Below are 11,255 nucleotides of genomic sequence, written 5' to 3'. Positions count from 1 at the left end.
GGGCGCGGCGGACGCGCTGGCGCTGATCGCCTGCACCGACGGGGCGCCGAACGGCGCGATCGCGCTCGGCGCCTTGATGGAGGCAGGCGGCGAAGGCTTCACGGCCGCCGACACCGGGCCGGACGATCCGGCCATGATGCTGTTCACCTCGGGCACGACCGGCCAGCCCAAGGGCACGCTGCACGGCCATCGCGTCCTGCCGGGCCATCTGCCCGGCATCGAGATGGCGCAGGACTTCATGCCGCGGCCGGGCGACGTGTTCTGGACGCCCTCGGACTGGGCGTGGGCCGGCGGGCTGCTCAACGCCCTGCTGCCGGCGCTCTGTCACGGCGTGCCGGTGGTCGCGGCCCGCGCGCCGCGCTTCGAGCCGGCATGGGCGCTCGACGTGATGCGCCGTGCGCGGGTGACCAACGTCTTCCTGCCGCCCACGGCGCTGCGCATGCTGCTCGCCGACGCGGAAAGTCCGCCCGAGGGGCTTTCGCTGCGCGTCATCGGCACGGCGGGCGAGGCGCCCGGCCGGCGGACGCACGCCCTCGCCCGTGAGCGGTTCGGCGTGCCGGTCAACGAGTTCTACGGCCAGACCGAATGCAACGCCATGCTCGCCAACTGCGCCGCCCTCGGCATCGCCCGGCCCGGCGCGATGGGCAGGCCCGTGCCGGGCCACACCGTCGCAGTCCTGCGTCCCGACGGAACGCCGGCCGCCATCGACGAGCCCGGCGAAATCGCCGTGCGCGCGCCCGATCCGGTCATGTTCCTGGGCTATTGGCGCGACGAGGCGGCCACGCGCGCCAAATATCGGGGCGACTGGCTCATGACCGGCGATGCGGGCCGCATGGACGCGGACGGCTTCTTCCATTTCATCGGACGCATGGACGATGTGATCACCTCGTCGGGCTACCGGATCGGTCCGTCCGAGATCGAGGACTGCCTTGCGGCCCACCCGGCCATCGAGATGGCCGCCGTCGTCGGAAAGCCCGACGCCCTGCGCACCGAGATCGTCGCCGCTTTCGTCAAGCTGCGCGACGGCGCGTCCGGCGACGACGCGCTCAGGGGCGAAATCGCCGCCTTCGTCAAGGCGCGGCTCTCGGCGCATCAATATCCGCGCGAGATCCATTTCGTCGACGACATCCCGCTGACCGCATCGGGCAAGGTCGTCCGCCGGCACTTCCGCGCTCGCTGACGGTCAGGCGCGCCGCGACAGGAGCGTGTTGAGCCGGCGCCGCACCAGCCGCGCGGTCGTCCGGGTCGACTTGTAGAGTTCGATCTGGGCGGCGGCCTGGCGAACCTCGCGGTCGCGCCCCCGTTCGAGCCCGATCACGAGCGTGAGCAGGTCACGCCGCTCGCGCCACAAACGGCTCATCACCGGATGGTCCTCGGGCGCGCAGCTGTCGGCGCTCACAATGTTGGGGTCGTCGATCAGCGCTTCGGTCGCGCGCTGCATCAGCAGCGTTCCGGGCGAGTAGCCGGCCAACGTCTCGTCGAACGCGGTCTTCCAGGTCCAGGCCCTGCCGGCATCGACGAAGACGATCAGCGAGGCGATGGCCCTGCCGCCCAGGCTGAGCTGATGAATGCGGCAGCGGTCGCGCTCGGCGAGCCCGTTGACGGCTTCGCGCGCAAATGCCGCGCGGTAACGGTCGGAGGCAAGCGAGGTGCGCTGACGCCCCTTCCATCCGGCATTCTCCAGGAGCAGGAATTCCTCCATGGCGACCCGAACGGCCTCGCGGTTGCGCGCAATGTCGTAGGTCAGCCCGCCCTGCGCGTCGAGCCTGCGCCACAGCCGGCCCATATTGCGTCGATGGTGGCCGCTCACCGCTTCCCTGGCATAGGCGTCGGCATCCCCGGTCGCATCCAGCACCGGACGCCCGATCGGCCGGGTCGTTGCGATCGGCAGGCCGTTGGACAGGGCGACCGAGCGAAACAGGGACACGACGGGACCATCGGCGAAAACGTCCGGCAGCGCCAGCATCTTGGGCAGCGGGATGGCGGGCATCGCCAGTGTCTGCATGAGATCGTCGATGATCCGCGCGCTCTCGCGCCGCTCGACCAGCGGCACGCCATAGGGGCCGAACGGGCTCGACCAGGCGCGAATCAGGTCCGGCCCGATGCGAAAGCCGGGTTTTTCGACCGTGTACGGCATCAGGAAGCGCGTGTTGGCGGCGTGCCCGTCGCGGTCCTGAAGGACCATCAGGAAGACCTGACGGTCGTCAAGGCGCGGCATGGCCGGCACGCAGAAACGCGGGGAAAAGAAGATGTTCGGCTCGACCGTGTAATTCGTCACCGGATCGAGATCATCGAAAATATCGAAACCGGCGCCCGGCGGATAGACGGCGAACTTCCTGTTCCCCGTCGTCAGCCGGCTTTCGGGAAGCGGCGAACCGCCGTTCGCGCTTTCCGACGCGCCCGCCATGATCAGCGGCGGGCCGTCAGCGACATCTTCCTCGATCACCGGAAGTGCGGACATGGTGGGTCAGGATCCCGATTTCGCGGCCGACATGAAAACGAACATGCGCACGCCAATACGCCACCGAACCAGTTGATAAAGGGCAAACGTCTCGGCGATCGTCGCGATCATGGTGGCGAGCGCGGCGCCATGAAGACCGTAGGCCGGGATCAGCAGCGCGTTGAGCGCCACGTTGACCGCAAGCACCGCGCCGAACACGGCGGCGCAGGCGTTCTGGTTGCCCGACATGGTCAGAAGGCTCTCGGCCGGTCCGATCGCCGCGCGCAGGACCACGCCCATCGCCAGGATGAACAACAGCGGATATCCGCGCGCGAAATCGGCGCCGAACAGCGCCAGCAGGAACGGGCCGGCCAGCACGATCACGCCGGCCATGGCGAGCGAGGGCCAGAAGGTCCAGTTCACCGTGCGGCGGGCCAGTTCGCGCAGCGCGCTCTTGTCGGCATCGTCGATCCGCGCGGCGAAGCGGTGGGCAACGCCCGCCTTGACCGCAAAGGACACGAAATGAACCAGCGCCAGCGTCTTGACCGTGGCGAAATAGACCGCCACGTCGTCGGGCTTCATCAGCGCGCCCACCATCAGCACGTCGGCGTTCAGGAGCAGCGAAAAGAACCCCTCGACAAGGAAGATCGGCAGCGCCACCGCGATCCAAAGGCGAAGATCGGCGCGGCGGGGGCCGGCCGGAAAGCGCCGGTCGAGCGAGACCGTGACCATGACAAGCTGGCCGATCGTGGTCAGGTAGGCCGCCAGCACCGCGCAGACCAGCGCGGTAACGCCGTCAATGTCATGGTCCAGCGCCCAGGCGGCGGCCAGGAAGAGAAGGATCGCGAGCGGCCGGACGATGAAGGTCGGGGCGAGCGCCCGCACCGGCCAGCCATTGGCCCGGGCGGTGCCGTCGAGCGTGTCGCCGAGCGCGATCATCGGCAAGGCGAGCGCGCCGACCATGAACGGCACGACGTAGTGGGACTGGAACCAGTGCGCGCCGAAATGGGCGGCCGCGACGGCAAGGCCCGCCATGACCGTCGAGGTCGCCAGAACGAACAGCCGGCCCGATATCAAAAGGCCGCGCAGACGATCGAGATCGCCGCGCGCGCGATATTGCGGCACGAAGCGGACGATGGCGGTATGGAAGCCGAAGCAGGACAGGTTGCCGATGATGACCATCGCCACCCAGACCAGCACGAAGACGCCATATTCGAACACGCCCATCAGGCGCGCCAGCGCGACCTGGGACAGAAAGGCGATGGCCGCGCTGGCGACGCGGATCGAAAAGGCGACCATGGTGGCGCGCTGCGCCCGGCTGGCCTCGTCGCCGCCGGTGAGCACCCGGTCGAAGATGCCGGCGAACGCAATCGCCCGGCGGCCCAGCGCGGCGGGCAGGATATGCGCAAGGGTCTGAACGGCGGAAAAACGCAAAAGACGACCGATCCCGCTCTTTGTTGCGCGGCAACGATTATCCGGACGGGCTTAAGATTTGGTTCGACGGCACGCCGGTCGCAACGCGGCGAACGGTCAGACGAAAGCGCCGTGACAGTGCTTGAACTTCTTGCCCGAGCCGCACGGACAGGCCTCGTTGCGGCCGACCTTGCCCCATGTGTCGGGATCGTCCGGATTGCGCTCGCCGGGCGCCACCTTGCCGGTGGCGGCGGCGATGATGCCGGCCGCGGTGCGCGGCGGGTCGCCCGCCGTCCCGTTCTCGGCGGAGGCAGGATCGGCGTGCCGCGCCTGCATCTGCGGCACCGAGGGTTCGGGCGCCCGCGCCGCTTCCTGCACGATCTCCACGCGCATCAGCTGGGAGGTGACGACCTTGCGCAGATTGGTCAGCATCGACTGGAACAGTTCGAACGCCTCGGACTTGTATTCCTGAAGCGGGTCGCGCTGGCCGTAGCCGCGAAAGCCGATCACCGAGCGCAGATGGTCGAGATTGACCAGATGCTCGCGCCACAGATGGTCGAGCGTCTGCAGGATGACCGATTTCTCCACATAGGCCATGACGTCCGGGCCGAAGCGTTCGGCGCGCCAGACGGCGGCCTCGTCGGCCGACCCGGCGAGCCGTTCGAGGATGGCGTCCTCGGCGATGCCCTCCTCGGCCGCCCATTCATCGACCGGCAGGTCGAGATTGAGCGTCTTGGCGATTTCTTCCTTCAGTCCGGCCACGTCCCACTGCTCGGCATAGGCCTTTTCGGGGATATGGTCGGCGACCAGGGTCTCGACCACCTCCTGACGCATCTCGGCGACCGTCTCGGCGACATCGTCGCCGTCCATCAGTTCGAGCCGCTGATCGAAGACGACCGAGCGCTGGTCGTTCATGACATCGTCGAACTTGAGCAGGTTCTTGCGGATGTCGAAGTTGCGCGCCTCGACCTTCTTCTGCGCCTTCTCCAGCGCCTTGTTGATCCAGGGATGGACGATCGCCTCGCCTTCCTTGAGGCCCAGCTTCTGGAGCATGCCGTCCATGCGGTCCGAGCCGAAGATGCGCATCAGATCGTCGGCCAGGGACAGGTAGAACTTGGACCGTCCCGGATCGCCCTGGCGGCCCGAGCGGCCGCGCAGCTGATTGTCGATGCGCCGGCTCTCATGGCGCTCGGTCGCCAAAACGTAAAGGCCGCCCGCATCGAGGGCCTGCCGCTTGAGCTCTTCGACCTCGGCTTCGATCGCCTCGCGCCTAGCCTGGCGCTCGGCGCCCTCGGGCATCTCGCCCAATTCCTGCGCGAGGCGCATCTCGGCATTGCCGCCCAGCTTGATGTCGGTGCCGCGGCCGGCCATGTTGGTTGCGATGGTCACGGCGCCAGGGACGCCTGCCTGCGCCACGATGAAGGCCTCGCGCTCGTGCTGGCGGGCATTGAGCACCTCGTGCGCGACGCCGCCCTGCCCGATCGCCTCGTCGACATGGGCGACACCCTCTTCGAGCCAGGCGCGCAGTTCGGGCTCCTTGCCCTGCCTGATCGCCGCGAGCCGGCCGGCAAGCCGCGCGCGCAGGCCCTTGAGATATGTCCCGTCAGACAGCATGCGCGACAGCATTTCCGATTTTTCGATGGAGGTCGTGCCGACCAGAACCGGCTGCCTGCGCCGCTGGCTGTCGATGATGTCGACCACCACCGCGTCGTACTTCTCCTCGATCGTGCGGTAGACCTCGTCATCCTCGTCGGCGCGCTTGACCGGCAGGTTGGTCGGGATCTCGACGACGTCGAGGCCATATATGTTGCCGAATTCCTCGGCCTCGGTCGCCGCCGTGCCGGTCATGCCGGCCAGCTTGTCGTACATGCGGAAATAGTTCTGGAAGGTGACCGAGGCGAGCGTCTGGTTCTCGGGCTGGATAGCCACCTTCTCCTTGGCCTCCAGCGCTTGGTGCAGGCCCTCGGAGAAGCGGCGCCCCGGCATCTGCCGGCCTGTGAACTCGTCGATGATGACGAGGTCGTCGCCCTTGACGATGTAATCCTTGTCGCGCTGGAACAGCTTGTGCGCCTTCAGCGCATTGTTGAGGTGGTGGACGATCGAAACGTTCTCGACATCATAGAGATTGTCGCCCTTCAGAAGGCCGGCTTGCTGCAAAAGCCGCTCGACCTTCTCGGTGCCTTCCTCGGTGAAGGTGGCCGAACGCTGCTTCTCGTCGATGGTGAAGTCCTCGTCGGCAAGGCTCGGGATGAAGCCGTCGACCTGGACATAGAGCTCGGAACGGTCCTCAAGCGGACCGGAGATGATCAGCGGCGTGCGCGCCTCGTCGATAAGGATCGAATCGACCTCGTCGACGATCGCGAAACCGTGGCCGCGCTGGACCATCTGGGCGCGCTCGTACTTCATGTTGTCGCGCAGATAGTCGAAGCCCAGCTCGTTGTTGGTGCCGTATGTGACGTCGCACGCATAGGCGGCCTGGCGCTGCGCATCGTCCATGCCGTGCACGATGACGCCGGTGGTCATGCCGAGAAATGCGTAGATGCGGCCCATCCATTCGGAATCGCGCCTGGCCAGATAGTCGTTGACCGTGACCACATGCACGCCCTTGCCGGCGAGCGCGTTCAGATAGACCGGCAGCGTGGCGACCAGCGTCTTGCCCTCGCCCGTGCGCATCTCGGCGATCGAGCCTTCGTGCAGCACCATGCCGCCGATCAGCTGCACGTCGAACGGCCGCATGCCGAGCGCGCGTCTCGATGCCTCGCGGACGACCGCGAAGGCCTCGACCAGGAGCGCATCGAGGCTCTCTCCACCGGCATGGCGCGCCTTCAGCGCGTCGGTCCTGGCGCGCAGGGCCTCGTCGCTCAGCGCCTCCATCTCCGGTTCGAGCGCGTTGATGGCCTCGACGCGCGGGCGCTCGGACTTGATCCGGCGGTCGTTGGCCGAACCGAACAGTTTGCGGGCAATGCCCCCCAAAGTGACCATGAATGGCGGCCCTTTCGTCAGATGCGGTTCAGCGGCCCTGAAATCCACGCCGCAGCTTTGCGCGTGCACGGCTCGCGCCACCTTGAAACACGCCGCGCGGACACGCCGATTGTGTGGTGGACGCCGGTTCGATGGACAGATAAGAGGGGCACAAATGCTTGTCAACGCCGCCGCCGGACACGCTGTCGCGAGCGGTGACACAACCCGGCGGGCCACTCCGCCCGCGCGGCACGAAGCCCTCGCAGCAAGGTGTTTTACGATGTCCAACCGTTCCAGACGCGTCCGCCCTCTGATCGCCGCCGCGCTCCTGATCCCGCTTTGCGCTCCATTCGCCGGCCAGGCGTCGGCGCAGCAGGTGCAGGCGCTCGATCCGGACGCGGTCATCGGCACGATCAACGGCCGGCAGATCACCAATCGCGACATCGAATTCGCCATCGGCGATCTGGAAGACCAGTTCGGCCAGGTGCCGCCGTCGCAGCAACGCTTCGCCGCCATGATGGCGCTGATCGACATCGCGCTCCTGGCCGATCGGGCCGAAAGCGAGGGCGTGGCCGAAACGGACGCCTTCCGCAAGCGGCTGGCCTTCCTGCGCAGCCGGGCGCTGCACAACAGCTATTTCCGTTCGCAGGTGGCCGACCGGATCGGCGATGACGATGTGCGCGCCCGCTATGACAGCGAGATCGCGGCGGCCCCGCCCGAGAACGAGGTGCGCGCCCGGCACATCCTGATCGAGACCGAACAGGAGGCGCGCGCGATCATCGAGGAACTGGCCGGCGGCGCGGACTTCGCCGCCCTCGCCCGGGAGCGGTCGACGGGGCCGACCGGCCCCAATGGCGGCGATCTGGGCTATTTCACGCGCGGCCGCATGGTGCCGGCCTTCGAACAGGCGGCCTTCGCGCTCGAACCGGGACGCTTCACCGCCGAACCGGTCGAGACCCGCTTCGGCTGGCACGTCATCAAGCTGGAGGACCGCCGGCCCGTGCAGCCGCCCCCGTTCGAGCAGGTCGAGGACCAGATCCGTTCGCTGCTGCTGCGCGAGCGCTACTTCGAGCTGCTCCAGGGCCTGCGCGAGGCGGCGGCGATCGAGATCGAGGACCCTGAACTGAAGGACGCCTATGAGGCGGCGGTCAGCGCCGGCGTCACCGCGCCGGACGGGGCGGTCCGATAGGCAAGCGGCCGGACATGGGCGCGACGGTCTCGCCGCTGGCTCCCGCCGTTCTGGCGGCGCTTCCGTCGATCGCGGGCGTGCGCCTTGGCGCCGTCGAGGCGGGCATCCGATATCGCGGGCGCCCGGACCTGATGGCGATGGTCTTTGACGAGCCCGCCGCGGTCGCCGGCGCGTTCACGCGGTCCGCATGCCCGTCCGCCCCCGTCGACTGGTGCCGGGCCAACCTGCCCGGCGGCGTCGCGCGGGCGCTGATCGTCAATTCGGGCAACGCCAACGCCTTCACCGGCAGGCGCGGCGCCAAGGCCGCCGCGCTGACCGCGCAGATGGCGGCGGCGGCGTCCGGTTGCGCCCAAAGCGAGATCTTCCTGTCCTCGACCGGCGTGATCGGCGAACCGCTCGAAGCCGACAGGTTCGACGGCGTGCTGCAACCGCTGTTGGCCGGCGCGCGGCCCGACGGCTGGGACGCGGCGGCGCGCGCGATCATGACCACCGACACCTTTCCCAAGCTCGCCACGCGGACGGCGCAGATCGAGGGGGCCGGGATCACGCTCAACGGCATCGCCAAGGGTTCGGGCATGATCGCGCCGGACATGGCGACCATGCTGGCCTACATCGTCACCGACGCGCCGCTGGCCGCCCCGCTGCTGCAAACGCTGCTGGACCGCCATGTGACGACGACCTTCAACGCCATCACCGTCGACGGCGACACGTCGACCTCGGACACGGTGCTCGCCTTTGCGACCGCCCGGACGCCCGTGCGGGCGCTCGCCGATCCGAACGATCCGCGCCTGGCCCCGTTCGAGGTCGCCTTCGCCGCCCTGATGCGCGATCTGGCGTTGCAGATCGTGCGCGACGGCGAGGGCGCGAGCCGGCTCATGCGCGTCGAGGTCGCCGGCGCGGTCTCCGACGGCTCGGCCCGCACCATTGCGCTTTCGGTCGCCAACTCGCCGCTCGTCAAGACCGCGCTCGCCGGCGCGGACGCCAACTGGGGACGGATCGTGATGGCCGTGGGAAAAGCCGGCGAGCCCGCCGACCGGGACAGGCTCGACATCAGCTTCGGGCCACTGCTCGCCGCAACGGGCGGCCAGCGCGCATCGGGCTATGACGAAGCGGCGATGACCGACTATATGCGCGGCGAGGAGATCGTCATCGCGATCGACCTCAACCTCGGCGCGGGCGCGTTCACCGCCTGGGGGTGCGATCTGACGCGGGAGTATATCGCCATAAATGCCGACTATCGAAGCTGACGGGAGGAACCGCATGCCAAGGCTTGCCATGGTTCGCCGGCTCGAAGCGGTCGGCTTTCGCGCCTGGCCGGCCGCTTCGGTCCATTATGATGGAAGCTGGGCGGTGCGCCTGACCGCGAGCCACCCCTCGCGCCGGCTCAACTCGGTCAACCCGCTCGACCCTGCCGACGACCGCGGCATCGTCAAGCGGATCGCCCGCATCGAGCAGCGCTTCAGGGCCTATGAGCGTCCGATCGTCTTTCGCATGTCGCCGCTCGCGCCGACCCAGCTTGAGGCCCAGCTCAACGCGCAAGGCTGGCTGCGCGTCGATGAAACCCGCGTGCTGGCGGCCCAGCTCGACGAGATGGACCTTGAGGGCGGATACGACCTGCTGCCGGTGCGCGATGTCGGCCGCTTCGTGGACGCGGCGATCGCGCTGAACGCCGATGACCGTGTCCACAAGGCCGGCCTCAGCGAACTGCTGGAAAGCATTCGGCCGCCGCACGGCATGTTCGTCGTCGAGGACGAGCAGGGGCCGGCGGCGGCGGCGCTGTGCGTGCACGACAACGAACTGGCCGGACTTTTCGAGATCGCCGTGCGCGACGGGCTGCGCAATCGCGGCTTCGGCCGGTCGATCGTGCGCGCCGCCCTGCGCTGGGCGGCCGCCCAGGGCGCGACCAGGGGATGGTTGCAGGTCGAGGCCGCCAACCGGCCGGCCAACGGCCTTTACGAACGGCTCGGCTTCGCCGAGATCTACCGCTATGTCTACCGCACGCGGGGTGAGTGACCCGTGACGGCACCGCCCAAGCCGCTCGTGCTGGTCGCCGCCTGCGCGCTCGTCGACAGGGACGACCGCGTGCTTCTCGCCCGGCGCCCCAGGGGCAAGGCGATGGCGGGCCTTTGGGAGTTTCCCGGCGGCAAGTTCGAGCCCGGCGAAACGCCCGAAGAGGCGCTGCTGCGCGAGCTTGAGGAAGAGCTGGCCGTGCGCACCGAGGCGTCCTGCCTTGCGCCGCTGAGCTTCGCCAGCCACGCCTATGACGACTTTCACCTTCTGATGCCGCTCTACATCTGCCGCAAGTTCGAGGGCATTCCCGTCTCGCGCGAAGGCCAGGCGCTCAAATGGGTGCGGGCCGCCGATCTGCGGGCATACCCGATGCCGACGGCCGACGAACCGCTGATCCCGGCGCTGCAAGACCTTCTTTGAACGCGGGTGGCAGGCTTCGCGCAGGAAAGCTGCGTTAATCGATCGTTTATGAGCGTGTGACATTTTGCCGAATACGGGCCTGGCCGGAACGGCCCGCGCATGCCGGCGGGGCAGCAGATGCAGGACGACACCGACTGGTTCGAGCCGATCGAGCCCAAAACATCGCAACAGACATCGCAACTCTTCGACTGGGGCAACAACCTGCTGCGCGCGACGATGCTGTTCGGCATGCTCGCCGCCGCCCTCGCCATGTTCGCGGCCCCCTATTTGGACCGGTCCAGCAAAAGGATCGTGATGGAGCGGACGAGCGCGGGCATCGATTTCACGACCACCGCCTCCACGCCGCAGCAGCGCCCGACATACACCGTGCGGCGCAGCGTGCTGCAAGACGCGCCGAATGCGGTCTGCATCATTCATGCCAATGGCGCGCGCAGCGGCGATTGCGCCCGGTGACGGCGGAGCGCCTCGCCGCTGCGCGCGATTAAGCCTTCCTTAACCGACTTTGGAAGCGGCCGGCCGGCAGCAAAGGCCGCATTAACTTGCCGAGCCTAGAGCGTTCTGCCAGAGGCAGGAGAAGTCGGGACATGATCGGCAGGTTTTTCGGTACGGAGCAAGGGGCGACCGCGGTCGAATACGGCCTGATTGCCGCGCTCATCGCCATTGCGGCGCTGGCCGGCATACAATTGACGGGCGGCGGTGTCGACGAACTCTATGACGGCAACCGGCAGCAGATCGGCGATGCCATCGGGAGCGTCCGAAACTAGTGCCCCTGATCTGAAGTTCGCTTCGTTACGCAGCATGCTCCGTACGAACTTCAGATTC

General features: G+C 68.0%; 10 protein-coding genes. 7 read left to right on the top strand and 3 right to left on the bottom strand.

What is annotated here, in order from left to right; translation table 11 throughout:
* A partial coding sequence (locus AC5E6L_RS10240; protein WP_491773051.1) for an AMP-binding protein occupies window positions 1–1,180 on the top strand: 1,180 nt, incomplete at its 5' end.
* A gap of 3 nt (window positions 1,181–1,183) precedes the next feature.
* Here AC5E6L_RS10240 and AC5E6L_RS10235 read toward each other — a convergent pair.
* The 3 genes from AC5E6L_RS10235 to secA all read right to left on the bottom strand — a co-directional run bounded on the left by AC5E6L_RS10235 (window position 1,184) and on the right by secA (window position 6,835).
* Window positions 1,184–2,461, bottom strand: a complete 1,278-nt coding sequence (locus AC5E6L_RS10235) for a GNAT family N-acetyltransferase (protein ID WP_491229273.1) — start codon at window positions 2,459–2,461, stop codon at window positions 1,184–1,186.
* A 6-nt stretch (window positions 2,462–2,467) separates the two neighbouring features.
* Window positions 2,468–3,874: a lipopolysaccharide biosynthesis protein gene (locus AC5E6L_RS10230; protein ID WP_491773048.1), complete on the bottom strand. Its 1,407-nt coding sequence runs from the start codon at window positions 3,872–3,874 to the stop codon at window positions 2,468–2,470.
* A gap of 96 nt (window positions 3,875–3,970) precedes the next feature.
* A complete protein-coding gene (gene secA, locus AC5E6L_RS10225; RefSeq protein WP_491773046.1) occupies window positions 3,971–6,835 on the bottom strand; it encodes a preprotein translocase subunit SecA in 2,865 nt (954 codons plus the stop codon).
* A 259-nt stretch (window positions 6,836–7,094) separates the two neighbouring features.
* Here secA and AC5E6L_RS10220 point away from each other — a divergent pair, with 259 nt between their 5' ends.
* From AC5E6L_RS10220 to AC5E6L_RS10195, 6 genes are all read left to right on the top strand, one after another.
* Window positions 7,095–8,003, top strand: coding sequence for a peptidylprolyl isomerase (locus tag AC5E6L_RS10220; protein ID WP_491229276.1), 909 nt, complete (start codon window positions 7,095–7,097; stop codon window positions 8,001–8,003).
* A 14-nt stretch (window positions 8,004–8,017) separates the two neighbouring features.
* Complete coding sequence (gene argJ / locus AC5E6L_RS10215) at window positions 8,018–9,250, top strand: bifunctional glutamate N-acetyltransferase/amino-acid acetyltransferase ArgJ (RefSeq protein WP_491773044.1); 1,233 nt, start codon at window positions 8,018–8,020, stop codon at window positions 9,248–9,250.
* A gap of 13 nt (window positions 9,251–9,263) precedes the next feature.
* Window positions 9,264–10,016: a GNAT family N-acetyltransferase gene (locus tag AC5E6L_RS10210; RefSeq protein WP_491230980.1), complete on the top strand. Its 753-nt coding sequence runs from the start codon at window positions 9,264–9,266 to the stop codon at window positions 10,014–10,016.
* A gap of 3 nt (window positions 10,017–10,019) precedes the next feature.
* Window positions 10,020–10,433 (top strand): (deoxy)nucleoside triphosphate pyrophosphohydrolase, encoded by a 414-nt coding sequence (locus tag AC5E6L_RS10205; protein ID WP_491230979.1) that lies wholly within the window; start codon window positions 10,020–10,022, stop codon window positions 10,431–10,433.
* 117 nt (window positions 10,434–10,550) lie between these two features.
* Complete coding sequence (locus AC5E6L_RS10200) at window positions 10,551–10,886, top strand: hypothetical protein (protein WP_491773041.1); 336 nt, start codon at window positions 10,551–10,553, stop codon at window positions 10,884–10,886.
* A 131-nt stretch (window positions 10,887–11,017) separates the two neighbouring features.
* Complete coding sequence (locus AC5E6L_RS10195) at window positions 11,018–11,197, top strand: Flp family type IVb pilin (RefSeq protein ID WP_491773039.1); 180 nt, start codon at window positions 11,018–11,020, stop codon at window positions 11,195–11,197.
* Window positions 11,198–11,255 lie beyond the last annotated feature (58 nt).

The sequence above is a fragment of the Roseitalea sp. genome (assembly GCF_984466335.1).
The sequence above is the reverse complement of the archived record's forward strand: the minus strand, read 5'-3'. Positions and strand labels throughout refer to the sequence as shown.

Coding starts and splice junctions, on each gene's coding strand:
- AC5E6L_RS10210 (WP_491230980.1), top strand. CDS start 9,264: ATGCCAAGGCTTGCCATGGTTCGCCGGCTCGAAGCGGTCGGCTTTCGC.
- secA (WP_491773046.1), bottom strand. CDS start 6,835: ATGGTCACTTTGGGGGGCATTGCCCGCAAACTGTTCGGTTCGGCCAAC.
- argJ (WP_491773044.1), top strand. CDS start 8,018: ATGGGCGCGACGGTCTCGCCGCTGGCTCCCGCCGTTCTGGCGGCGCTT.
- AC5E6L_RS10235 (WP_491229273.1), bottom strand. CDS start 2,461: ATGTCCGCACTTCCGGTGATCGAGGAAGATGTCGCTGACGGCCCGCCG.
- AC5E6L_RS10200 (WP_491773041.1), top strand. CDS start 10,551: ATGCAGGACGACACCGACTGGTTCGAGCCGATCGAGCCCAAAACATCG.
- AC5E6L_RS10220 (WP_491229276.1), top strand. CDS start 7,095: ATGTCCAACCGTTCCAGACGCGTCCGCCCTCTGATCGCCGCCGCGCTC.
- AC5E6L_RS10195 (WP_491773039.1), top strand. CDS start 11,018: ATGATCGGCAGGTTTTTCGGTACGGAGCAAGGGGCGACCGCGGTCGAA.